The 25366-nt window shown below is 35.9% G+C and carries 18 protein-coding genes and 1 riboswitch; of the genes, 9 read left to right on the forward strand and 9 right to left on the reverse strand.

The window, feature by feature from the left end; all coding sequences use genetic code 11:
* Window positions 1-18 precede the first annotated feature (18 nt).
* The 7 genes from DK857_RS02995 to DK857_RS03025 all read right to left on the reverse strand — a co-directional run bounded on the left by DK857_RS02995 (window position 19) and on the right by DK857_RS03025 (window position 10752).
* Window positions 19-3084, reverse strand: coding sequence for a chondroitinase family polysaccharide lyase (locus tag DK857_RS02995; RefSeq protein ID WP_109401516.1), 3066 nt, complete (start codon window positions 3082-3084; stop codon window positions 19-21).
* Window positions 3085-3095: 11 nt separating this feature from the next.
* Window positions 3096-5261: an autotransporter family protein gene (locus tag DK857_RS03000; protein ID WP_109401517.1), complete on the reverse strand. Its 2166-nt coding sequence runs from the start codon at window positions 5259-5261 to the stop codon at window positions 3096-3098.
* Window positions 5262-5297: 36 nt separating this feature from the next.
* Window positions 5298-6182, reverse strand: a complete 885-nt coding sequence (locus tag DK857_RS03005) for an OmpG porin family protein (protein ID WP_109392826.1) — start codon at window positions 6180-6182, stop codon at window positions 5298-5300.
* A gap of 146 nt (window positions 6183-6328) precedes the next feature.
* Entirely contained in the window at window positions 6329-7888 is a 1560-nt protein-coding gene (locus tag DK857_RS03010) for a sulfatase-like hydrolase/transferase (RefSeq protein ID WP_109401518.1), read from the reverse strand.
* Between the two features lie 326 nt (window positions 7889-8214).
* On the reverse strand, window positions 8215-8706 hold the full coding sequence (locus DK857_RS03015) for an N-acetyltransferase (RefSeq protein ID WP_109392827.1): 492 nt from the start codon (window positions 8704-8706) through the stop codon (window positions 8215-8217).
* Window positions 8707-8940: 234 nt separating this feature from the next.
* On the reverse strand, window positions 8941-9690 hold the full coding sequence (locus tag DK857_RS03020) for a YadA-like family protein (RefSeq protein ID WP_109392828.1): 750 nt from the start codon (window positions 9688-9690) through the stop codon (window positions 8941-8943).
* A 234-nt stretch (window positions 9691-9924) separates the two neighbouring features.
* Entirely contained in the window at window positions 9925-10752 is an 828-nt protein-coding gene (locus DK857_RS03025; RefSeq protein WP_109392829.1) for a MurR/RpiR family transcriptional regulator, read from the reverse strand.
* Window positions 10753-11766: 1014 nt separating this feature from the next.
* Here DK857_RS03025 and DK857_RS03035 point away from each other — a divergent pair.
* The 5 genes from DK857_RS03035 to tehB all read left to right on the forward strand — a co-directional run bounded on the left by DK857_RS03035 (window position 11767) and on the right by tehB (window position 16378).
* Window positions 11767-12321: a cytochrome b gene (locus DK857_RS03035; RefSeq protein ID WP_109401519.1), complete on the forward strand. Its 555-nt coding sequence runs from the start codon at window positions 11767-11769 to the stop codon at window positions 12319-12321.
* Between the two features lie 33 nt (window positions 12322-12354).
* On the forward strand, window positions 12355-12933 hold the full coding sequence (locus DK857_RS03040; RefSeq protein ID WP_109401520.1) for a YceI family protein: 579 nt from the start codon (window positions 12355-12357) through the stop codon (window positions 12931-12933).
* A gap of 231 nt (window positions 12934-13164) precedes the next feature.
* A complete protein-coding gene (locus DK857_RS03045; protein ID WP_109401521.1) occupies window positions 13165-14250 on the forward strand; it encodes a linear amide C-N hydrolase in 1086 nt (361 codons plus the stop codon).
* 22 nt (window positions 14251-14272) lie between these two features.
* Window positions 14273-15445 carry an NAD-binding protein gene (locus DK857_RS03050; protein WP_109401522.1) on the forward strand — a complete coding sequence of 391 codons (1173 nt, stop codon included), beginning with the start codon at window positions 14273-14275 and terminating at the stop codon, window positions 15443-15445.
* Window positions 15446-15523: 78 nt separating this feature from the next.
* Window positions 15524-16378 (forward strand): SAM-dependent methyltransferase TehB, encoded by an 855-nt coding sequence (gene tehB, locus DK857_RS03055; protein WP_109401523.1) that lies wholly within the window; start codon window positions 15524-15526, stop codon window positions 16376-16378.
* A gap of 69 nt (window positions 16379-16447) precedes the next feature.
* Here tehB and clcA read toward each other — a convergent pair whose 3' ends face one another.
* Window positions 16448-17869, reverse strand: a complete 1422-nt coding sequence (gene clcA / locus DK857_RS03060; RefSeq protein ID WP_109401524.1) for a H(+)/Cl(-) exchange transporter ClcA — start codon at window positions 17867-17869, stop codon at window positions 16448-16450.
* 195 nt (window positions 17870-18064) lie between these two features.
* On the opposite strand from clcA, the gene DK857_RS03065 reads away from it, so the two are divergent.
* Entirely contained in the window at window positions 18065-19465 is a 1401-nt protein-coding gene (locus DK857_RS03065; protein ID WP_109392837.1) for an alanine/glycine:cation symporter family protein, read from the forward strand.
* Window positions 19466-19654: 189 nt separating this feature from the next.
* On the opposite strand, the gene DK857_RS03070 is transcribed toward DK857_RS03065, so the two are convergent.
* Window positions 19655-21136, reverse strand: a complete 1482-nt coding sequence (locus tag DK857_RS03070; protein ID WP_109392838.1) for an aldehyde dehydrogenase family protein — start codon at window positions 21134-21136, stop codon at window positions 19655-19657.
* Window positions 21137-21630: 494 nt separating this feature from the next.
* Here DK857_RS03070 and hcp point away from each other — a divergent pair, with 494 nt between their 5' ends.
* The 3 genes from hcp to DK857_RS03085 all read left to right on the forward strand — a co-directional run bounded on the left by hcp (window position 21631) and on the right by DK857_RS03085 (window position 24951).
* Entirely contained in the window at window positions 21631-23283 is a 1653-nt protein-coding gene (gene hcp / locus DK857_RS03075) for a hydroxylamine reductase (protein WP_098942158.1), read from the forward strand.
* A 58-nt stretch (window positions 23284-23341) separates the two neighbouring features.
* Window positions 23342-24346: an NADH oxidoreductase gene (hcr, locus tag DK857_RS03080; RefSeq protein WP_109392839.1), complete on the forward strand. Its 1005-nt coding sequence runs from the start codon at window positions 23342-23344 to the stop codon at window positions 24344-24346.
* A gap of 269 nt (window positions 24347-24615) precedes the next feature.
* Window positions 24616-24951: a DUF6694 family lipoprotein gene (locus DK857_RS03085; RefSeq protein WP_109392840.1), complete on the forward strand. Its 336-nt coding sequence runs from the start codon at window positions 24616-24618 to the stop codon at window positions 24949-24951.
* Window positions 24952-25166: 215 nt separating this feature from the next.
* A riboswitch (M-box (ykoK) riboswitch) is annotated at window positions 25167-25338 on the forward strand.
* Window positions 25339-25366 lie beyond the last annotated feature (28 nt).

The following is a 25366-nucleotide window of genomic DNA, read 5'->3' on the forward strand; positions in this document are numbered from 1 at the left end:
GCGTTCCTTTTAGTGATATCAAGAGAGAGGTGAAAGTTTGATTTCTTGTGGAATACCAAAGTAACTGGTAAACGTTAGTTCAGTGTTATCACCTGAAACGTTATATTTTACGCCACTATTTTTATCAGTAGGTTGCCATTTCCCGTTGATGGTGACATTGATAGTAACGGCAGTTGCTGCTTTCTGACGTGTCATGTTTAAATCTGGTGTAACAGCACTAACAGTGAGTGTATTTCCTTGATGATGAGTCATCACAATCGCAGGTTTATCAACCTTTTTGATCCATTTATCTTCGATTGAAGCAGATTGATAAAAGGCGTATCCCGTCACGTTGCTGAGTTTATCGTAAATAATATGAACATCTTTATCTTTACGAAGAACCTGATATAACCCATTATTTTCACGGAATTTTTTAGCCATTACTCCCATTTTTTCAGGAGTTGCATCTAAAAAGACCATATACTCATAACTAGAATCTTTAGGTTGAACACTGTGATCAATCCACGCTGAACTGAAGTTTCCTTCTGTTGGCTGGCGGTTTTTATTTTCAGCCGAAGTCTGGTGTTGACGACTGATATTCACTTTTTCAGCTTGAGTAATTAAATAACCATTACCGTTGCTATCAATTAACCAATCACCTTGTTTTAGTGTTGCTTGATAAGGAAACGCTTCAACTTTTTGTCCATTAATCCAAATGGTATTTAATGATGGCGTTATGGCATGTTGAAATAAGGTTGTTTCAACATCTTTATTCTTATCACTGCTATTTATATTGCTGCCAATAAAAATTAAGTGGTTATCAGCAGCTAATACACTCTTTTTCGCGGTAAAATTAGGATCAAAACGCTCAAGATTAGCAGGATAAATCAGATCGAATGCCATCATGCCATATTGACCTTCAAGAGCTGATGTTCCGCTAAATCCACGCTCGCCACGTTGCATTAATGTATGAGGTTTAGGGCTGTCTAATTCTTTAAGAGGAAGGTGAATTGTGGTTGCCCCTGGCATCCTATTCCAATCCCAACCTTCTTGCTGATAGCCCTGTGAAAGCTGCGAACCATTACTCACTATTTGAGCGACACCATGACTTTGATAACGACCATAACGGTTATCTTTGTTATAAATTTCAGATGACCAAACATTGGTATTATAAGCTTTCAGTGTCACCATTTTATCTTGCCAGCGATGAATACCAAAAGCCCCGCCATTAAAGGAATAGAAACCTTGAGGCAAAGCAGCTGGCGCAATAGTTTCTCCAAAAATAGCATTCGATTCGCTTTGTGTTTTATCACTTATTGCAAGATAAATAGACGCGAGTGTTTTATCTGGAGACGGTTTTGCAGACATGGCAAGCCAGTAGTAGCCTTGTGCGACGGATTTTAACGAAGGTGAGTTAAAGGGGTGTCGCCCAGCAAGAGGTAACCCAACTTCAGGGTTACTGTAAATCCACGCTGAGACCATTGCTTTTTTCAGGTTATTCCAACCGCTTTCACCCACTGAAAATGGTGTGCCACGTAGTAAATAAATGAGCTGAGAGGCATTTTTAAAGGCAGGGAAAGAGTAACCTGGATAGTTACCTTCATGGCGCCACGCCGTGCCATCAGGACGTAAACCATCTTTACCGCCTGGTGGTACCTGAGTTAACGCCCCTGTGATGTAATGACTGAAAGTATTAACTAAGTTGATGCGCTTTTGATCATCAGGCTCTAGTAGTAATAAAGCTAAGTGCTGACGAGATAAGGTATTGAAATAGTCTAAGTCTGAACTATCTGCTCCTACCTTCATATCAAAACTACTTTTAAACTCTCGTGAATACCACAGTAATGAATCATAAACTTGAGTTTGTAGATTTGCTTCTTTTAAGGCATCAGACATTAATAGTGTAGAAATGTACCACCAACGAGAACTGTACCCCCAGTGATGGGTTGTGACTAATGCACTTCCTTTAACAAAGCCTTGGTCTAATAAATGCTTTGTCATTAATAAGTACATTTGTTTTAACTGGGCTTTTTGTGACGGATCTTTTTCAAGGACATAAGCACGGCTGATATTAAACATTAATGTTGTGTAGTTACCAAGAATGACATAATTATCAAAAAGTGGCTTATCTTGAGCATTAAGGTTTTCTGGCTGATAAATAATAGTTTGTTTATCTGTGATCAGATGTCGCCCTTGTATTCCACCATCCGCTAAAGTGCGAATATTGAGTGCATCAAAGTCACTTTTTAATTTACTAATATTTTCTTCTAGCGCGAGATTTGTCTCTTTTTCACCACCGACAAATTCATTAATCAAGCGTTGACGAATAAGATCAATCGCCGCTAAATTTTCAGGTGTCACGGGTAACTGAGGTTGTACGTTATGAAATTGGATCTCAGGCTCTGATAAGCGTGTTTTAACTTGATAATCAGACCATTGATAGCGAGCATCATCGATAGAAAACATAATACGATCGATATAGATTTCACCCTGACCTACATTTGATGGGGCTTTAAATCGAATGCTATCGACATTAGCACCTAAAGAGCGCCCAATGCTGTCTTGAGTACCATCAGAAGAGGTATTCATTGCATTTAAGGACATCTCTCGATTTTCAAGATCATTATTTAAAGAGATCCCAATAGCACGCCAGCCAGTGAAATTTAGTTTTACTTTAAAACCCGCTTGCGCTTCGCTCGTTGAATTCAGCTTCTCTCCAAAATCGATAGTAAGATAGCCATCAATGGGTTTTTCATTATAAAGCCAAAATGATAAAACAGGTGTTGATGCACGTCCCCATGCTTTAGACGCTTCTTTATCTGTTGGGACAATAAGTTTTTTATGCAAAGTAAAACTGCTGCCACCTTTCCATTTCCACAAAAGGGATTGGCTTCCCATAACACTACGTTTATCAGATAACGTCAGTGTTGAGTTTTTATCTGATGAAAAGTCCGCTAATGGGTTACTTTGCGCAAAGTGATAGATTTCTGACTGCATCAGATGTTTAGGATCAAATGCAGGATTGCTGGTAGCTGCAAGTGCATTATAAGGGGCTGATAATAGCCCCAGTGTCATAGCAAGTGCAGTAAAGCGAAATATCGGCATTATTTTTCTCCTTAGAAACGTTGGCTAACGGTGAAGCCAATACGTCCTTCATTGAATTTGTCATAACGCTGATATCCCATTGTTGTGCCTAAATTTAACGATTGGGTAATATCGAGATTTGCCCCTAATTCAGCACTAATAATGTCGCCACCAACACGATTTCCTTTAATATCGAAGGTACTTCCTCCAGTATTAAAATATGTGAGGCTATGACGTTGATTAATATTATTGTCACCTGCAATATCTTTGAAATAACGCAGATTAAGGGATGGAGTTAATTTGCCATAAGTGGTTTGATAGCTATTCCATAAAGCAACTGAACCACCTAATTGATTAACAGCATAGCGTTGACCATAAGTTCGCATAGATAATGCAGAGCCTGTTTCTTCCCATGAATCAATATTTAGCCATTGATATTGGTAAGTCAGCATTGGTTTAATATGGATGAAATCAAAATCAAAATAGGTTCCAGCGTTAATTTGATAACCTAATTGCACACCAGAATAGTTGCCTTTTGCTTTGGTATTTCCTTCCCATCCAGTATTACCACCGATATCTCGTTCGCTATCGACAGTGTAATAACCAATATTTAAATTACCGTTTAGGAATAATGTGTCACTATACCAACCGGTGTAAGGCATAAATTCAAAATGGTTAATTTCTTTACTTGCGTTACGTTGTTTGGCATCAGCTTTTGCGTAGTTATAAGCAAAAGAAACACCGATAAGAGCATCTTGATTAATTTCGTAATCAGTACCGATTTGAATGCCAGTACGGTAGGTGTTGTAACCGTTAACTCCACCTTGATTACTTTGCGTACCATAACCGTACAGCACATTAGCCCAGCTATTCCAGCCAGCTTCTCTTTCTTCAATTGGTAATTGGTTATCATAGCGTAAATAGCGATGAGCAATATTATTGCGCATATCTTCAACCATGATTAATCCCGCTTGAATATCACTACCATCAGCTATAGGGGCTAAATCATTCGATAATGCAGCAATATTATTATCGTCATTTCCAGCTGCGACTAATAGACTCAGTGCTTCATCTGAAACTTGGCTACGCGTATTATTAAATTCATTTAGTACAGTTGGAATAACAAAATTAGCTGCTGCTAATCCATTTTCACTAACACCACCACGTTCGGCAGCACTAATAAAGTTATTACCACCTTCGTAGCTAATACCATAACGCGCAACTAACTGGTTACCACTAACACCACCGCTAATATTAGGTGGTGTAGTTTCTAACCATGAATCTGTTTTTTCTAATAAAGGAGAAACATCGGGTGCAATAGCATTTGCATCTGTAACCGTAATCCCAGCTTCATCTTTAATGGCTGAATTGGAAGAAATTAAAACAATATCTTTATTTATGATGTTATCGACACTGGTGCCTTTAAAATCTAGCTTGGCTTGGCTACCTTTCTTAAAGGTGACATCACCGTCAACATGAAGAATGGTTTCATCGGTATTGGTATTGTCATCAAGGCGGAAAATAAGCTGGCTATTTTCCTTATTCATGAAATTACCTTCCCAGTGGATCGTTCTATCTTTTCCTTGGATAGTTAAATTGCCGTGGTTTTCAATTAATGGAACACCTGTAATTTTATATCCATCAAATAGGGCATTTTGAGCACCACCTTGATAAGCGAAATTTATTTTAGTATCCGCATGGCTATTTCCTAAAACATCACCGTGGATCTCACCATTTACATCACTTCTAAAACCTGTTTTCAGTGTCCTAAAATCAATGGCTGCGGTTTTTCCACGAATAATGGCACCGTCTCTGATATAAACTCCCGTGCCTCGTTTAGGAAAATCACCTTCAACCAATATGGCTGTACCATTTTCACTGGTCACATTAGCGCCATTTAAGTTGATATTACTGCTAAAAGAAGCCCCTTGATTTATTTTGATGGCACTGGCTCCATCACCAGTAACAGTAATATTTTTTGTAATTGCTTGAGCTTTGTATTCTGTTGATGAGCCATTAAATACAACACCATCACCTTGAGAAACAGTAACATCTTTATTTATTTGAGCCGTATTCCCGTCATTAATATTAACTGTTTCACAGATATTTAAAGTAGGATCACATTCTGCCGCCCATGCTGAACCATAAATAGCTGATAAAATAGCAGCGCTCAAAAGTAACAATTTTTTATTTTTCACAATATAACTCCATAAACAATTATATGGTTTTAATTATTAGAATGTTGCTCGGAATGAAACTTTGAAATAATCCTGAGTTGATTTACTACCATCGTTTTTATTTTCAACTCGTTCATTATAATATTCCGTCATGACTCGCCATTGAGGTGATATTTGATAAGCCATTTGTAAGGTATAACGTGTCATATCTTTTTCGATATAAACGCCTTTATTTGTTCTATCTTCTATTTTCCCGAAAATAGATTTACGCATTGATGGAGAAACAATTAATCCTATTGGAGTTGTCCAGTTTACATACATACGTAATTGTTGATTATGGTTTGTTTCTTTTGTGTCGTATTCTTCATGTCGTATTGCTTGTTTACCACCATCAAAATAAGCCACAGTTGTATTAATATTAGGAGTGACAAAATAACGTAGACCTGGTTCAATTTCCCAGCCTAAGTAATCCGTATTTGTGATGCCATTACTGCGTTTGTCTTCTTTCTTTTGTAAGCCAAATAAAACGCTACCCGTTAAAACCCAATCTTTATTAATTGGAAATTGGTAATTAGTTTTTGATTCATAAAAATCAATAGTTAAGCGGCTACCATTATCATAATTAGTTAGATCTTGACGTACTTTTAAACCGGGTTGGATCCAACCATTATTTAATTTAAAGCGATAACTACCCTGTAAATCATAACGCTGATAACGATTTTTATTGTCATGCTCACGTTGACGAAAACCAACATCAAAATACCAGTTAGACTTATCTGGATTAATATTGAAATCTACACGATAACCAGCATAGTTATTTGATGTATCGTAATCTGCCGTTTCCCAAGAAAACATGGCATTGACATTAGCTGCCTGAGAATGAAAAGAAGTTAAACCTAAGCCAAGAAGAGGTAAAAAAAGAGCAATACGAAGTTTGTTCATGGTATATATCCAATTCTTTATTCGCTTTTATTTGTGTCAATTTTTAGGTGTAGGACATCTTTCCCTTTACTTTATTAAAAGGATTTTTTATATCAGCGAATTGGGTTTATATATAGCGCCATAAAACTATGGCGCAGATATTTTTATTATTTTTCTTTACATGTCGATATTGTTTTATTTAATTTATTGGTTGTTGCCGTAATAAATTCAGTGGCGCGCCAAGAATCTCCTGTTTTTTCCAACCAAGGGGTTAATTCTTCTTTAATTAATTTCTCAATTAAAGGCATATTATCTTTGGCAATATTTTTCATTTGATATGGATCGTTCACATTGTCATATAAAGTATATTTCAATGGTTGCCCATCTTGTCTATCTATAACCAAAGTATGAGTTTTGGTTCTTACACCTCGTTTACCAAATGAAGGTTCACCATAAGGAATAAAGAGATAAAGCTGAGAGTTTGCTGTGTCGCCTTTGCCTGTGACTACTCTATCTGCAAGATCAGTACCTTCTACTGAATCAGGGATCCATTCTGATAAACCAAGTAGCCCTAAGATTGTCGGATAAATATCAGGTGCTGACATTAATGCATCGTCAGTACCTGGTTTAATTTTACCTGGTAAACGAAACATCATAGGAACACGCATGGATTCTTCATAAGGATTATTTTTTGTTGCTTGTCCATTTGCCCCTAAGCAACTACCATGATCAGAGAAGAAAACAACGAGAGTATTATCAGCAAGGCCTTGTTTTTCTAATTCATCTACGATGCGACCAAATTGCTCATCAACACCGTTGACCATTGCCATATATTCTTTGAAATATTGAGGGCCATAGCCTTCTTGATATTCAGTATCCCACTGTACATTAGGGCGTGTATTGAGCTCTTTTGATGTCTTACCTTGATAAGCATCGAGGTATTTTTTCGGTACTTGATCATAAGGTGAATGAGGTGGATTCATTGAAACCACTAATGCAAATGGTTTTGAATTATCTCTAAATTGATTGTTTTCATTTTTGAGGAACTTGATTGCCATATCAGCTTCATGTTCAGGCCCCCATTGATCAATGTAAATTGGTTTATCACGAGGTGTATCGTTTGCCCAATACATTGGTTTTAAATGTAAATCGTAAGTACCATAAGAATACCAAAAATCAAAACCATGGCGTCTATCTGGTGCAGCCCATTCATTCCAATAACGACCTTCCATTGGGTTGTTGTAACTTTCAATAAATGGTTCGTAAGGTGCATCAAGGTGCCATTTTCCGATATAGCCTGTGCTGTAGTCGAGTGATTTTAAAACATCAGACCAACATTTTGCATAAGGAGATAAATCAATACCTACTTTGCCACCATAATCGTGAGCATTTCCTGTAATACCATTACGAACAGGGTATTGACCTGTCATAAACATGCCTCGGAATGGAGAACAAAGAGGGTAGTTTGAAGCCATCTGCGTCATTACTTTGGCTTGCTTCGCAAATTTATTCAAATTAGGTGTAATTGAAGGGTCTTCCCCCATAAACTGTAATGCGTGAGCACGCATTTCATCTGGGAAAACAATTAATAGATTAGGGGCATTCTCTGGACGCGATCGCGTGTTAGAAGCTGAATTTCCTGAATTAGCAATAACAGGGGTAGAAACAGTCATTGCTGCACCGCTGGCTGCGAGTCCTTTGATAAAAGTTCTGCGGGAAACAGTCATTGCTTCCTCCTATTTTACGTTTACTTTCGAATTGGTGTCTTTTATCTTATTTATACTTTTGTATAAGATCAAAAAGTAAGTTAACGAAAGATCAAGAATTGAAAGGGAGATCACAGAATGATGTCAAATTGTAAGCAATTTGACAGCCAAAATAGGAGTTGGAATATTGTTAAGAATAGATTAACTTTTTATTGTTTTATGTATCGTACTGATTTATATGGTTATTGTTTGTTTTGTGATGGCGATAGCAAAAATACTTAAAAGCCTCCATTTTTAGCTAGAAAACTGAATAAAAGAAAGTGTAAGTATTTTTCTTTCGTTTGTTTTCATTGTCCTTTAATGACCCACCAAGATGTGCCTTTAAACTCAAAATTTTTAACGATCTCCATACCTAGTTTTTGATGTGCTTTTAGTGATCGAATATTTTCACTATTCACAAATGCAATAGGATGCCCGCCATGTAAAGAAGAGATTTGCTGGTAGAGATCTTTTAATAGAGATTTTCCACGATGCAATTTATCTATACAAACAGGACCGTAAAACCAATTATTTTGTGTTATTTCTGGAAAGTGTTGATTAATAGCTTGAGCAATTGGAGGGATCGAAAAAGAGGTAACAGGAAAGCTAAAAACAACAGCCACAATATTTGCTTGATAAAGTGCAATGATGGCGTTAGTGCTACTTTGATACATCGCCTCAACTTTATTTAGAGGGTATTCGCCATATAATCCACCTTGCTGAGATTCAGAATTTGCCTGTAATAATAGTGCGACTGCATTAATATCTTTAGCGGTCATTTTTTGAAATATATAATTCATTTTTTATTCCTTTTTTCTCTAGCTTATAATCCTAGTATATAAAAAATAGTCTATATTACAAAAAATATATTAGAGATACTAAAGTTAAACTTATCGATCTCTCTTTAAATGGCTCATTTTTATTAAATTGCTAATTACGTTTTTTATAAACAAGCGGTAATATTACTTAGATATTACCGCTTTAATTATAAAGTTATTTTTTAATAATATTCTGATTATAGAAAAGAAAATCGATTACCAACCATAAGCTAATCCACCACCAATAATAATTTCCTTTTCACTATTAATGGAGGAGTTTAATCGAAATGCAATATCATTATTCGGTTTATATTGTACACCTCCAGCAAATGCTGTGCCTGTTCGATAATTACTAATACCGATTCCGCCACTTAAGGTGTGATGAGTAAGATAAGGAATGCTAGTCATTGCAACAGATGAAGCAATGCCAGCAAATACTTTCTTCTCTAACGCGATAATTTCTTTATCTAAATTTGCAATTGAATCTGTGATTTCAGCTTGTCTTTTTCTATAATAATTATCAAAATCATTAACATGGGTTTTAAGATCACTGATATCTGTACTGACAGTTCTTTTTAATTGATTAATGGCGTTAGTTGTTGTTATTCTATTTTTATCTACCAATTTCTTAGTTTGAATAAGATTTACTGCATCTGTATTATTTTTACCATCACTAATATTGACTAATCGAGAAGTATGATTATTTTCAATATTACCAAATGACACTGTGTTTTCTTCAGTTGCTAATGAATTAGCTCCTATAGCAACTGAATGTGTATTTTTAGCTTGGCTATTTGTTCCTATTGCAATTGAACCGTTACCAGATGCTTTACTTTTTTCGCCTAATGAAATACTGGGAATATTTACGATTATTGGTTCTTCTTTATTTTCTTTTATTGAATGCGTATTTGAATAGGAGAAAGCTGGAAATAAGAAAACAATTAAAAATAATTTTTTAAATAGCATTTAATTTAATCCTTTAATGATCTTTGGTGGTATGAATTAATGCTAAATGATTGCTTTTCTCATCACAAATGAAACATTCTGGATTTACTCTTAAAAATAGTTTTCAATAAGATACTAAGCTATTTAATATTTTATTAATAGTTGAGATAATATTCAATTAAATAGCATTTTAAAAATTATTTATTTTATGAAAAACTGCACCTTAATTAAGGTGCAGTTTGGGGTAAAATATCATTAACGTTTTTTTCTAAAAGCAAAAGCGACGGAAATTGCTTGTAGTAAACACATTGTTGACGTTTGAGAACGAAAGGTTTTTATTTGAGCTTCTTTAACTGTTAAACAAACATCGCTTAGACTCGCTAATGGGCTAATTGGACTATCAGTAACAATAATCTGTTTTGCTTCTTTGTAAGTCGCCATTTCACACATTTTTTGCATTTCATCTGAATACGGGTGGAAGTGAATGCCAAAGAGCACATCACGATGTGTAATATTTCTCAATTGCTCTTTGTACATCCCTCCTAAACTGTTAACAAAAACAGTCTCACAAGAGATATGCGAGAGAGCATGAAAAAAATAACTTGCAGCACTGAATGAGTGATGAAAGCCACAAATATAAATTGTTTCAGCGTGTTCCAGTAATTGTAATGTTTTATTTAACATTTCTCTGTGAGTCTGATTTGCCAATTGTTGCAATGAATGGCTATTTGCTTGCGCAAATTCTTGCAAAATATAGGCAGGCTCATTCAGATTAGGAGGCTCCTCTTTATATTTTTGTTTATAAGTTAAATTTTCATTTTCGTTTACCATTTCATTCATCAGATGATTTTGAAATAATTGTTTCATTTCATTAAAGCCATTGAAATGAAAAGCATTGGCAAAACGAATTAATGTCGATGGAGGAACATTTGCTTTATCTGCAAGGATCGCAATTGTATCAAATGCCACACTGTTTTTATTATCAAGTAGATAATGTGCAACCTGCTGTAGCCTTTTACTTAATCCATTATAGCGGGAGCGAACTTGTTCCTGTAGTTCATTCAGATTTGTTGCAGTAGACATGGTGCCCTCAATAAAAATACTATTGTAATTGTAGTGTTTTTTGCTTGGGATTTGAATGTTTTTAGCTAATAGTAATTAAAATGAAATATAGAGTTAATTCCAATTAAATGAATGACCTAAAGGTAATTATTTGATGTTTAAAACTCTATTTTATTTATTCTTTATTGCTTTTATTATCACTTTGTGAAATTAATTTTCTTTATTTGAAATTAAATGAAATTATTATTTCGTTCGTCTAAGTTGATATTAATAAGGATATTGGATTTAGTTGAATGGATTATACGTATTTGACATTATTCATTTTATATTATTGGGAATTTAACTTAAATTTTTATTTTTATTTGGTAATGTTGTCTCTATTTAAAATGTGAAGTGTTTTAATATCTTTGTGCGCGATGATTGATATTTATAATACGACGCTTGTTTTATTTGTTAATGATAGTAATTTATCACTATCTTAATTTAAATTTATTTTTATTGGTTGAAATTTTTATATGCAAAACGATCACTCGTGGATTAATTTATTAATGCACTATTGTCATGATCACTACTCAGAAATGATGCCTGTTATATTTTTTGTTTGTATTGTTGGTATTATTTTTGGTGTTGTACGTGAAATGCGCTGGTTATCCGTTTTTTTTACGGTCCCTCTCATTATTATCGTATTTTGTTTAATAAGTTCTAATTTAGAATAAGTGAAAAATACAATTGTTTTTATGGTTGGACAATTGTTGTATTGATCTTATTTAGCTTCTTATTTTTACTTCTCTATTTATTCTTTTTATTATGTATATAAACACCTGCTAATACACCTATCTTATTGTGAAAAAAACTGATCCAACAATGTCATTGATTAGATAATCAACAGAGTGACTAATAAGAGCTCATTACTTATTGATTATTATTGATAATGATAAGCAAATTATTTGTTGAATTATGGGCTAACAATTTATTCTCAATACACTAAACTAGATAACATTATTTTAATGAATTAGAAACTATTGGGTTTTTATTATGCAATGGCGAAATAATGTGTCTCGCTATGGTCACTTATCACTCCTTTTACACTGGGGGTCTGCGCTGACTGTCTATGGCATGTTTGCTTTAGGGCTGTGGATGGTGACGTTAGGATATTATGATAGCTGGTATCATTCTGCACCTGAAATACATAAGAGCATTGGTATTCTTTTATTTATTATTCTGATAGTACGTGTGATTTGGCGTTGGGTCTCACCACCTCCTAAAGCTTTATCAAGTTACAGTCAATTGACACGCATTAGCGCTCATATTGCACATATGCTTCTATATTTAATCTTATTTTCTATTCTGATTAGTGGTTATTTAATTTCAACCGCAGATGGACAAGCTATATCTGTATTTGATTGGTTTTCTGTACCTGCCATTTTTACAGGGGAAGCCGAACAAGCGGATTTAGCTGGTGATATTCATCTTTATCTAGCTTGGGCAGTGGTTTTGTTATCGCTGTTACATGCGGCTGGTGCTTTAAAACATCATTTTATTGATAAAGATGTCACGTTAAAACGCATGTTAGGAATGCGAACTAAATAATTAAACTTATAAAACGAAATTATGGAGATAACAATGTTTAAGAAAGCTTTATTAGGTTTAACCGCAAGTGCGTTGTTATTTAATGCAAGTACTGCTTTAGCAGCAGATTATGCTATTGATAAACAAGGCCAACACGCATTTGTACAGTTTCGTATCCAACATTTAGGCTATAGCTGGTTATACGGCACTTTTAAAGATTTCGATGGTACATTTAGTTACGATAAAGAAGATCCATCGAAAGACAAAGTTGATGTTGTGATTAAAACAGGAAGCTTAGATACTAATCATGCAGAACGTGATAAGCACTTACGTAGCGCTGATTTCTTTAATGTAAGCAAATATCCTGAAGCTCGATTTGTTTCAACTCAAGTCATTCGTGATGGCGAAAACTATGTAGTTACAGGTGATTTAACATTAAATGGTGTGACTAAACCTGTTTCATTAAATGCAAAATTAATTGGCGAAGGAACTGATCCTTGGAAAGGTTATCGCGCTGGTTTTGAAGCAACAGGTAAAGTGAATCTGAAAGAGTTTAATTTTAAATCAGATTTAGGACCAAAATCACAAGAAGCAGAATTAATTATCTCTGTTGAAGGTGTAAAAAAAGCGTAATTAAATGCTTTTTTAAGGCAATAAAGCCTCTTATTGCCTAGATGATTTATAAACCGATACTTTAACGTATCGGTTTTTTTATGCACAATTATGATGAATGATCTTATACTTAAATAATAATTCTTATTTTTTAATAGGATTAATATTTATGTTGAGGCTTTATCTATTCTAAGTCGGTGCAAAGAAAGGTCATAACAAAGAAGCCATCCATTCGTTTAACAGGAAAGAATCATAATGAAAAAATTACGCCATACTTTTTTGGGTACTCTACTTATCTCTGGTTTTTTCACAGTAGGTATTACTGATGTTGATGCATGTACTCGGCTTGTTTATTTAGGCGACAATAATCAAATTATTACAGCTCGCTCGATGGACTGGAAATATGATATAGGAACAAATTTATGGGTATTTCCACAAGGAATGCAACGCTCTGGAGAAGCTGGCGATAACTCGATAAAATGGACATCTAAATATGGAAGTGTGATTGCATCAGGTTATGATATTTCTACGACCGATGGTATGAATGAAAAAGGTTTAGTGGCTAATTTATTGTGGTTGGCTGAATCAGATTATCCAGCGTATACCAAAGAAAAACCGGCGATTTCAATTTCTGCATGGGCGCAGTATGTATTAGATAATTTTGCTTCAGTTGAAGAAGCTGTCAATGCATTAGACAGTGAGCCTTTTATTGTATTAACAGATAAAGTTCCTGGACAAGATAGAATGGCAACGTTACATCTCTCGCTTTCAGATGCAACGGGAGATAGCGCTATTATTGAATATATTAATGGTAAGCAAGTGATTCATCATAGCAAAGAGTATCAAGTGATGACGAACTCTCCTATTTTTTCAGAACAATTAGCGTTGAACAGTTATTGGCAACAAATTGGTGGAACCGTGATGTTACCGGGGACTAATCGAGCCTCAGATCGTTTTGCTAGAGCTTCTTTTTATGTGAATGCCATTCCTAAAGCTCAATCGAGTAAAAAATCGCTTGCCAGTGTATTTGGTGTGATCAGAAATGTATCTGTACCTTATGGACTAAGTACGGCTGAATCACCAGAAATTTCATCCACACGCTGGAGAACTGTCGCTGATCATAAAAACCAATTATATTTTTTTGAATCAGCATTATCGCCAAATACCTTTTGGGTTAATTTAAAGGAAATTGATTTTTCAAAAGAGAGTGGGAAAGTGATGACATTACCATTAGGTGAAGAGCAGTCGATAATCTATTCTGCAAATGCGACAAGTCATTTTAAACCCGCAGAACCTTTTAAATTTCAAGGATTAGATAATATTCCTTTAAATAACTAGCTGAGTATTTACGATATCTAATATGAAATTATCCGCAATACTGAATGTAATAGAGACATCTAAAGTGACAAGAAAAATGATGTCTTTATTACTTATCTTAAATGGTACTTTTATCATTTACTCTATTTTGCTGTCTCGTGGTATTTATCTGGATTGGGAAATCCATGGGGTTTCAGCATGGCTTAAATCTTTAGGTGTATTAAAACTTCTTGATATACCCAAGGTCATGTTAGCTTGTGCCTTAATCTTGCTTTCAATATTTATGTATCTGGGCGCTAGAATTGCGTGGTGCGTCTCGTTGATTTTATTAGCCACCATTATTTTTCTTGATGTTGCTGTTTATCAGCAAATGGGTTTTCAATCCTATTTTTCTTTTATTTTAGCTATTGGGTTGCTGATGAGTTGGCGTGCATTTCCGCATCATAGTTTAACTAGTGCTGGCTTTGTGGCTTTTATCTGTATCCTTTCTTTGCTGTTATTCTCAATGCTGGGAAGTCTTTATATTGGTGATGAGTTTAAGCCACATATAACAACGCTGATGGATGCGTTCTATTTTTCTATTGTCTGTATGACGACGCTAGGATTTGGCGATATTGTGCCAGTTAGCACGAATGCACGTATTTTTACTCTTACTGTTGTTATCTTGGGAATAACTGTTTTTACCACGTCCATTGTGTATGTCATGGGATTTCTTGCGCGTGGTACTCGCGATATTGTTAAGAAGAGGATAGCTAAAATGCATAATCATTTTATTATTATTGGTTCATCGGTATTAGCTTCTCAATTAGAAAAAGGGTTAAGAGAGCAAGGGAAACAGGTTATTGCGATTTGTACCGATAAAAGCAAAGCTTCTTATGATGCGCAAGCCAATATTATTGAAGGCGATCCTACTAATCTTAAAACATTACTATCTGCCAATATTGCAAAAGCGAGTTGGGTGGCGACTTTATCTGAAAGTGATGCAGAAAATACCTTTATTTTACTGACTATCCAAGAATGTTCTAATGTTAATGCCAAATTGATCACTATTATTAATCAAGATGAGAATAGAGATAAAATCAGTCGGTTACGCCCAAATATGCTGTTTTCTTTAGCATCATTAGGTAAAGAAATTATGATGAAAGTTTTGTGTGGTGAATCTATTTCTTCATCAGATGTGACTGATTTGCTTTTAAATAAATATTTAAAATCATAATTTTGATAAAACCTTCTTTACGAAAGATAATGATTACCATAAGATGTATTTAGAATGCATCTTAATTGAGGTTGAATTATGGAACTTGTAAGTTATAAAACAATGCCTGAGTGGACTCGTACATCCATTCCTTTAGCGTTATTAGAACGTCACAATACAAAGGAAGGCACTTATGCCCAAATGCGGGTATTGCAAGGTAACATGACATTTGTTGTTTTTAATGATGATGGTTCACAGATTTCAGTGGAGTGTGATACTGACAATCAGCCACCTTTAATTCAACCTCAACAGTGGCATAAAATAGATAAAGCGAGCGATGATGTTCGTTGCCAACTCTCTTTTTTATGTGCTCCAGAAGATAAGCTATTTAAAGAAAATGACTTATCATTACCACATTCTGAAGTACGTTATATGGCAACATTTACCCAGCCTTGTAAGGTGTTAGATTTAGGTGCTGGTCGTGGTCGAAATAGTTTCTATTTGGCATCTCAAGGTTATGATGTAACAGCGTTAGATATTAATGCCTCGCATATTGATGCTATTGAAACTGTTAAAACCAAAACAGGGTTAGCGGTAAAAAGCGGCTTATATGATATTAATGAAGCTTCACTGACAGATAAATACGATATTATTCTTTCAACTGTTGTCTTGATGTTTTGTCAACGAGAACGTATTGAAAGTATTATTAAAAATATGCAGGAATGTACCAACTCTAATGGTATTAATGTGATTGTTTGCCCTGTTAAAACGCCAAATAGTGATCCTGCTGAAATCCCATTTAAAACCTTTTTACGTCCAAATGAATTAGCTGATTATTATAAAGAATGGGAGATTATTAAATATAATGAAAACCCAGGGCATTTACATAAAACAGATGCAAATGGCAATCGTATCGCCCTAAACTTTGCTACTTTAATCGCACGTAAAAAATAGTTAAGTACAATCGTCTCTTTTTAAATACCCCAAATAATTGGGGTATTTTTTTATCTGTTTAAGCGAGTTTTATTGTTGTGGTAATTTATCGTTTTTAATGTCATTGGCTTTGTTTGTTTGCTCTTTTTCCTCAGATTTTTGCAATATTCGTTCTAATAAAACGGTATAAATAGGGCGACCACCTAATAGTTGTGCCAACATTGTTGCACCTAAGCAGGTAATGATCATCGGTAGGATAAGTTGATAATTATCAGTCATTTCTAATACGAGGACGATCCCTGTTAGAGGTGCTCTTACGGTTGCTGCAAATAAAGCTCCCATTCCAGCAATGGCAAATGTACCAATTTGAATTTGATAATCAGGGAAAAGTAAGGTTGCAGTTAATCCGAAGGCGCTACCAAATAACGTACCTAATGCCAGAGTTGGGGCGAATATACCGCCAGGAGCACCTGAAGCAAAACTGATAATGGATGTTATGGTTCGTAAAACAAAGAAAAGTAATAGGGCGATAAGAGAGTATTGTCCTGTGCTTAATGCTGGAATAATACTAAATCCACCACCGGTTATTTCAGGAATAATTAATGCTAATAAGCCACAAAGCCCGCCGATGATCCCACCTGTTAAAACAAAACGTGATGTTTTATCTTGATAAAAATGTTGAAACTGGGTTTGAATATAAAAAAGTAATTTACTGAAAATAACGCCAATAATGCCAAATAACATACCCAAAACTAAATATAACCAGAGTGTGTTTAGTGGTGCAGATGAAAACTTACCGATATGAATAATACCGCCTTCACCATTAAATAGGCGAAAAACAATGCAAGACATAATAACGCCAATAAAAACTGCTTTAATTGAAATAAGGCTGTATTTAAATTGAGGACGCATCTCTTCAATAATAAATAAAATACCAGCTAGAGGGGCATTAAAAGCTGCGGTTAATCCTGCTGCGGCTCCGGTAGCTAATAGAGTATGGCGTGACTCTTTATCTTTTACTTTAGAAATATCATTTACGAGCTGGCCGATATTGGCACCCAATTGTACTGTTGGGCCTTCTCGTCCTAATACCATACCAGAACCTAACGTCCCAATACTGGCAATAAATTTTACAGGCAATACTCGCCACCAACGAACTGGGCGAATATCTATCATGGCCCCTTCAATTTCAGGTATTCCGGATCCCCCTGATTCGGGTGAAAATTTCTTGACTAAATAATATCCAAGCATTGCCAGAATAGAGGAAAAAAGTAATGTACAGATTGCTAGGATATAAGGATTAGTAAAGGTTTTAATAAATTCTTCTTGTCGAAAATGAATCACCCAACTAACACTTTTTTCAAATAAAACACCCACTAGTCCAGCCAAAGAGCCAACTATAGCGGACAATAACAGGATTTTTAGTGGTGCAAGATTGGTTTCTTGCGCTTTTCTGAACAGATTAAAGCGTCGTTCATTTTGGCTGTTTTGTACTGATTTATGATTATGCATAACTTTGATTGAAGTATTGTAACGATGAACCTAATGATAGCGTAATTTAATAATGAAGTGATATTTCTCACATAACTAAGCCAATTTTAGAGTTAGTTGTTTTTTTTTCTAGCATATTTTCCTTTTTTCATCTTTAGTGTAATTGATAACAAAAAATACATATTTAGATAACATTTGGACGAGAAAGGGTAAATTATGGATTTCATCACAAATATATTAAGCGCTATAAATGGCGTGGTATGGGGAGTTCCGATGCTTGTCGGCATTCTCGGTATCGGCCTTTTTATGCAGTTTCGACTTGGCTTTTTACCTATTAGGAAGTTAGGAACAGGGTTTAAGCTTTTATTTGAAAAAAATGACAAAAGAGGTGAAGGGCAAATATCGCCATTTAATGCCTTAATGACCGCGCTTTCTGCCACTATTGGAACTGGTAATATTGCCGGTGTTGCAACAGCTGTTGTCTTAGGTGGCCCCGGTGCGTTGTTTTGGATGTGGATGACCGCATTAGTGGGAATGGCAACCAAATATTCAGAAGCCGTGCTTGCTGTACGTTTTCGTGAAGTTGATAAATACGGAAACTATGTCGGTGGCCCAATGTATTACATCAAAAATGGCTTAGGTAAAAATTGGGTTTGGTTAGGCACTGTTTTTGCTGTTTTTGGTAGTTTTGCAGGATTTGGTATTGGTAATACAGTGCAAGCAAACTCTGTCGCTGATGTACTGGAAAGTAACTTTGGTATTTCGACAACAATAACAGCTATTGTGCTCGTTGTTTTAGTCGGTGCTGTACTCATTGGAGGCATTAAGCGTATTGCTGATGTTGCCGGTAAATTAGTTCCTATTATGACCGTTGGCTATTTTGGTGCAGGTATTGTTGTCCTCGCACTGAATGCGACTGCGATCCCAGATGCAATTGTCCTTATTGTTAAATCTGCGTTTACACCTGTTGCTGCTCAAGGTGGTTTCGCGGGTGCAGCTGTTTGGGCTGCGATCCGCTTTGGTGTAGCGCGTGGTGTTTTCTCAAATGAAGCAGGATTGGGTAGTGCGCCAATTGCCCATGCGACAGCAAAAACACAAAACCCTGTTCGCCAAGGTTTGATTGCGATGTTGGGGACTTTTATTGATACCATCATCGTTTGTTCTGTTACAGGATTAACCATTATTATTACAGGACAATGGTTAACAGGGCAAAGTGGAGCAACATTAACCGCCGCATCATTCTCTACGGCTATTCCGGGTGGTAACTATATTGTGGCAATTGCATTAGCCATTTTTGCTTTTACCACCATTTTAGGCTGGAGTTTTTACGGTGAAAAATGTGTGCAATATCTTTTTGGACCTAAAGCGATTATGCCATTTAGGGTTGCATGGCTAATTGCGTTACCAATTGGTGCGACACAATCGTTAGAGTTTGTGTGGTTGTTAGCCGATACACTCAATGCAATGATGGCTATTCCTAACTTAATTGCATTGGCTTTATTAAGTCCTGTTGTTTATCGCTTAACAAGAGAGCATATAAAAGATGTTAACGCCGATAATATTGAATTAGATAAAGAAACTCACTCAGTGAGTAAAAAAGAAGCTGAAGTAGAGTAACTCGTTCTTACTTATGAGCTAACAACACAACATAAAACCGTATGCTTTATAGCGATAAGTATGCGGTTTTTTTTATGGTAATAATGTGGGGTTTGAGGAAATTACAGATAATAAAAAGCCTTCTGGGGAGAAGGCGAAGAGATGAGTATAGATATTATATTTATAAGAATTTAGAAAAGAGAGAAAATTTTATTCTTTCATACTGATAAAGATGTTTTTCACTTGGCTATAAGCATCTAACATCATTTTATGTGTTTCACGTCCTAAACCTGATTTCTTGTACCCCCCAAAAGGCGCGTGAGCAGGGAGTTCGTGATAAGTGTTAACCCACATACGACCGGTTCTTACTGCTTTTGCAACTCGTAAGGCACGGTTAATATCTTGAGTCCAAACACCACCACCAAGGCCATATTCAGAGTCATTCGCCATTTCGATCACTTCATCTTCATTATCGAATGGAATAACACATAACACAGGCCCAAAAATTTCTTCTCGGGCAACACGCATTTGGTTTGTTGCGTTGATGATGATAGTTGGACGAACAAAGAAGCCGTCATCATAACCTTCACCAGTAATACGCTCACCACCGGTTAAAACAGTTGCACCTTCTTTTTTCGCGAGTTCAACGTAGCCTAAGATGGTATCCATTTGATCTTGGCTAACTTGTGTACCCATTTGTGTATTCGGATCAAGTGGATCGCCGACACGTATACTCTCAAATTCAGCTTTTAATGCTTTCAAAAATTCATCATGAATATCTTTATGTAAGAACAAACGTGAACCTGATTCACAGGCTTGTCCTTGGTTCATCAATATTGCCAATGCTGAATATTTGACTGCTTTTTTCATGTTCGCATCAGGGAACACGATATTGGCTGATTTACCGCCTAATTCCAATGTTGCTGGGACCATTTTTTTCGCAGCAGCTTCTGCTACGGTATAACCCACATTGGTAGAGCCAGTAAACGCAAGTTTATCAATATCTTCGTGTTCTAAAATAGCTTGTCCTACAACAGATCCGCGTCCGGTAACAATATTAATCACACCCGCGGGTAATATTTCATTTAAAATACGACCTAGCTCTAATAATGAAAGGGAAGTCAGTGTTGCTGGATTAATAACCACTGTGTCACCCGCTGCAATCGCCGGTGCTAATTTCCATGCTGCCATTAATAATGGGAAGTTCCATGGAATAATTTGCCCCACAACACCAATAGGTTCGCGAATAACAAGGCTAATGGTATTTTCGTCTAGGACGGCACTTTCATCGGTATGAGAGCGTATCACGCCTGCAAAATATCGAAAATGGTCAATAGAGGCAGGTAAATCTATGTTTTTCGACTCATTGAGTGGCTTACCATTATCTAATGACTCAATCCAAGCAAAGCGTTCTTGTTCTTGCTCTAAGCGATCTGCGATTTTTAATAAGAGGGCTTGACGCTCAGCAGGTGACGTTTTACTCCATGTTTTGAATGCCTTACGTGCAGCACTGACTGCGCGTTCAACATCTTCAGCACTACCCGATTGGTATTCACTTAATAATTCACCCGTAGCTGGGCTATAGGTTTTCGTTGTTTTTTGCGATGTACTAGATACCCATTCTCCTCCAATTAGCATTTTGTAGCTTTCTAGAGGGCGAAATTCTGATGGAACATTATTTAATTTAATCATTTTTAATCTCCAATGTAGGGATGAGTATCATCCAAATGTGTAGTTTCATTTCGTAATACTCGTGCTAATAACATATCTCAATTGAAATAATTTTATTAGCTATTGATGCAATAGGTGATATTAACTATAAAAAATAGTAATGAATATTGCTGTTCTAACAAAAATGAATAAACTTAATCGTTTCATCTCTCAGTCTTTATATGATTAGATAAAAAACAACCATCAATAATTGTTAAATATTCCTTCTCATTTAGTCATCATCGGCACAATGCAATAGCACTCTCTTTTTTGGAAAAATTATTTTGAGGCTTAAGCAAAATCAAAGGATAAAAAAAGAGATATTAAAAGATTTGCTAAAAATTGCGTTAGATCAAACAACATTCAAATTGTTCAATATTGCACTTTCTCTCTTATAAAAATGGCGTATTCTTATGTTGCATATAGAATGCAACTTATAAAAATAAAGCGTTATCTTTTATTAGAAGGAATACGATATGTATTGTGTGCAATGTGAACAAACAATGAAAACGCCTGTAGGTAATGGTTGTGCCTATGCGCAAGGTATGTGTGGTAAAACAGCAGAAACTTCAGATCTTCAAGATTTACTCGTTGCAGTATTAGAAGGACTTTCAGCGTGGGCTTTGGCTGCGCGTAGTGTCGGTATTATTGATCATGATGTAGATAGCTTTGCTCCTCGTGCTTTTTTCTCTACGTTAACTAACGTCAACTTTGATTCTGATCGTATTGTCGGTTATGCGAAAGAAGCTATCTATTTCCGTGAAAGCTTGAAATCTCGTACTTTAGCGAAAAATGCAGCAATTCAAGTCACTAATCCAAGAGCTGAAATTCAATTAGCCGGTAGCGATTTAGACAGCTTACAAAAACAAGCTCAGCTTTTTGCTTTAAATGCAGATAAAGCGCAAATCGGTGATGATCTTCATGGGTTACGTATGCTGTGCCTGTATGGCTTAAAAGGGGCTGCGGCTTATATGGAGCACGCGCATGTTTTAGGTCAGTATGACAATGAAATTTATGCAGAATATCATCGCTATATGGCGTGGTTAGGCACTGATCCTTCAGATATGAATGAGTTGTTAGAAAATGCGATGGGCATTGGTCAAATGAACTTCCGTATTATGGCTATTCTTGATAAAGGCGAAACTCAAGCTTACGGCAACCCTACACCCGTTACTGTTAACGTTCGCCCTGTTGCAGGTAAAGCTATTTTAATTTCAGGTCATGATCTGAAAGATCTGCAAATGCTTCTTGAGCAAACTGAAGGTAAAGGGATCAACATTTATACTCATGGTGAAATGTTACCTGCTCATGGTTACCCAGAACTTAAAAAATACAAACACTTAGTGGGTAACTACGGTAGTGGTTGGCAGAATCAGCAAATTGAGTTTGCAAAATTTCCTGGCCCTGTATTAATGACTTCAAACTGTATTATTGACCCAAATGTAGGTAATTACGGTGACCGTATTTGGACACGTAGTATTGTTGGTTGGCCGGGTGTGAAACATATTACTGGTGATGATTTCTCTGAAATGATTGAACAAGCACAATCATTAGAAGGTTTCCCATACAATGAAATTGAGCATTTAATTACTGTCGGTTTCGGTCGTGAAACACTATTAAATGCTGCTGATACTGTGATTGATTTAGTCTCACAGAAAAAATTACGTCATGTTTTCTTAGTGGGGGGTTGTGATGGTAGCCGTGGTGAACGTAGTTACTACACCGATCTTGCAAGAGAAATTCCACAAGATTGTTTAATTATGACCTTAGCGTGTGGTAAATACCGTTTCAATAAACTGGATTTCGGTACTTTAGAAGGCTTACCACGCTTACTTGATGTGGGTCAGTGTAACGATGCTTACTCAGCGATTATGCTAGCCGTTAACCTTGCTGAGAAATTAGGTTGTGGTGTGAATGACTTGCCACTGTCTTTAATTCTCTCTTGGTTCGAGCAAAAAGCGATTGTTATCTTATTGACTCTGCTTTCATTAGGCGTGAAAAACATTTATACCGGTCCAACAGCACCAGCGTTCTTAACTGACAATCTGCTGGCGGTATTAAATGAGAAATTTGGTATGCGCTCTATTACTACACCAGAACAAGATCTTAAAGATATTCTTTCTGCTTAATGTTTTAAATTCATTATCATTACCGAAGCCTGCGGGCTTCGGTGAAGGATCAATATCCATGACGATGCCTACTTCTCTTTGTCCTAATCGTATGCAAGTTCACTCTATTAATCAGGAAACACCTGAAGTGTGGACGCTAAATTTAATTAATCATGACTTTTATTCTTATAAACCGGGCCAATTTGCACTGGTGAGTATCAATAATAGTGATGAAACATTGCGCGCTTATACCATTTCATCTTCTCCGGGATTAAGCCCATTTATCACCTTAACCGTTCGTCGTTTAGAAAATGGCATAGGCTCAGGTTGGTTAACATCACAAGTAAAACCAGGTGATTATCTTTGGTTATCTGATGCTCAGGGTGAGTTTACTTGTGCGGGTAAAGAAGGTGCGCGCTATTTAATGTTGGCGGCCGGATGTGGTGTGACGCCGGTTATGTCGATGACACGTTGGTTGTTAAATAATCAACCTAAAGCGGATATCACGGTTATTTTTAATATTCGCGAGCAAAGTCAGTTTATTTTTGAGAAAGAGTGGATCGAATTAGCAAATGCATATCCATACAATCTCAATTTTATCATGATGCCAAAATTGCCTGATAATAAAGGGTTGTTTAGTGGACGCATTTCTCAAGAAAAATTAGCTGCATTAGTCCCTGATATTGCGAGTCGTACTGTCATGTGCTGTGGTCCAAATAGCTATATGGAAGACACAGGACGTTTTGCAAGAAATCTTGGTGTACCTGCTGAGAATATCTTTATGGAACGTTTTGGTGATGAGCCTGTTTGTGTTGATGAAAATGAACAATTAACCATGACTATTCGTCATCCATTATCACAAATTAAAGTTCCTGTTGGTGTAACTTTATTATCAGCAATGGAAGAAAATAAAGTTCCTGTCTTTGCAGCTTGTCGTGCAGGAGTTTGCGGTAGTTGCAAAACTCGCATTGCGAGTGGTGATTATGATGTCAGCAGTACCAGTACATTAACGGCTGAAGAGATAGCTCAAGGTTATGTCTTAGCATGTAGCTGTCGTTTAAAAGGAGATGTTGAGCTCGCTTAACCTCTTTTTATTAAGTATTCCCTTCTATTTTCCTGTTTTTTTGCCCTGTTAATTTATTAACAGGGTTTTTTATGTCTATTCCTCCCATTAAAAAAACGAATAATCTGGAAAATGCTTCCCTTTATTTTAAATTAAAGATGGTTTTTATTTATTCAGAATAATAAAAATATTGGAAATGATGACTCATTAAAAATATATTTTAGTTAGTGGGGAGTTTCCTTATAAACATTCTGCTATTATTTAAACTATTGACTGGGTAGGGGGGATATATGAAAAAATTGTTAGTTATTTGTTTGTTTAGTGTCATGTTATCTGGCTGTGAAAAACCTCAACAAACCCTTGATGGCTCTAATGTAGAATCGCTACGTATCTCAATTGTTGAAATGCGCAATTCACTCCCCCTTGATGAACAAACGCGTTTTGATGAAGCAATAGAATTAGCTATTCTTAATGATATTAATTTTAATGATTTAGTTATCGCAGGGCGTCATAAAAATGCGGATATTATCACTCGTAAAATGTGTCAATCATTAGATGGTAAAACGGTAAAAGAGATATTTTTGCAAGCAGAAGAAATAAGAGTACAAAAATTAGCATTTAAATAATCAATTAATAAACAAATTCCTTCTTAGTATACGATTTTAACTTTCGTAGGAAAGCTTCATTTCTTTTTTATATATTAATTTCTAATGGAATTATATTATTTAATTGTATGATGAATGTCGTGAACTATTTTTCAATAGAACTTAAACAAAATCGTTATCGGGCTTTTCATTATATTGTGAGTGGTTATAATGCGCGCCGCATTCGCAAGAAAAGTGCAGTATCTCGTTAGGCGAGGCTCCTATACAAACACAGGTTACTGATCTGACGACGTCGAGAGACGCCCAAGATTAGGACAGGATATATCGACCGAAGGTATATCCCCATGTAACTTCCAGTATTCATCGGATACGTTGTATAGTGCTAAAACCGAGACGTGTAGATAGCTTTTGCATTCTCGCTTCTGGTTTCGCCCCT

This window comes from Proteus terrae, assembly GCF_003144325.1.
GTDB classification, from domain to species: Bacteria; Pseudomonadota; Gammaproteobacteria; order Enterobacterales; family Enterobacteriaceae; genus Proteus; species Proteus terrae.

Coding starts and splice junctions, on each gene's coding strand:
- DK857_RS03020 (WP_109392828.1), bottom strand. CDS start 9,690: ATGCTATTTAAAAAATTATTTTTAATTGTTTTCTTATTTCCAGCTTTC.
- DK857_RS03070 (WP_109392838.1), bottom strand. CDS start 21,136: ATGATTAAATTAAATAATGTTCCATCAGAATTTCGCCCTCTAGAAAGC.
- hcp (WP_098942158.1), top strand. CDS start 21,631: ATGTATTGTGTGCAATGTGAACAAACAATGAAAACGCCTGTAGGTAAT.
- DK857_RS03050 (WP_109401522.1), top strand. CDS start 14,273: ATGAAATTATCCGCAATACTGAATGTAATAGAGACATCTAAAGTGACA.
- DK857_RS03085 (WP_109392840.1), top strand. CDS start 24,616: ATGAAAAAATTGTTAGTTATTTGTTTGTTTAGTGTCATGTTATCTGGC.
- hcr (WP_109392839.1), top strand. CDS start 23,342: ATGACGATGCCTACTTCTCTTTGTCCTAATCGTATGCAAGTTCACTCT.
- DK857_RS03035 (WP_109401519.1), top strand. CDS start 11,767: ATGCAATGGCGAAATAATGTGTCTCGCTATGGTCACTTATCACTCCTT.
- DK857_RS03005 (WP_109392826.1), bottom strand. CDS start 6,182: ATGAACAAACTTCGTATTGCTCTTTTTTTACCTCTTCTTGGCTTAGGT.
- tehB (WP_109401523.1), top strand. CDS start 15,524: ATGGAACTTGTAAGTTATAAAACAATGCCTGAGTGGACTCGTACATCC.
- DK857_RS03065 (WP_109392837.1), top strand. CDS start 18,065: ATGGATTTCATCACAAATATATTAAGCGCTATAAATGGCGTGGTATGG.
- clcA (WP_109401524.1), bottom strand. CDS start 17,869: ATGCATAATCATAAATCAGTACAAAACAGCCAAAATGAACGACGCTTT.
- DK857_RS02995 (WP_109401516.1), bottom strand. CDS start 3,084: ATGCCGATATTTCGCTTTACTGCACTTGCTATGACACTGGGGCTATTA.
- DK857_RS03010 (WP_109401518.1), bottom strand. CDS start 7,888: ATGACTGTTTCCCGCAGAACTTTTATCAAAGGACTCGCAGCCAGCGGT.
- DK857_RS03025 (WP_109392829.1), bottom strand. CDS start 10,752: ATGTCTACTGCAACAAATCTGAATGAACTACAGGAACAAGTTCGCTCC.
- DK857_RS03015 (WP_109392827.1), bottom strand. CDS start 8,706: ATGAATTATATATTTCAAAAAATGACCGCTAAAGATATTAATGCAGTC.
- DK857_RS03040 (WP_109401520.1), top strand. CDS start 12,355: ATGTTTAAGAAAGCTTTATTAGGTTTAACCGCAAGTGCGTTGTTATTT.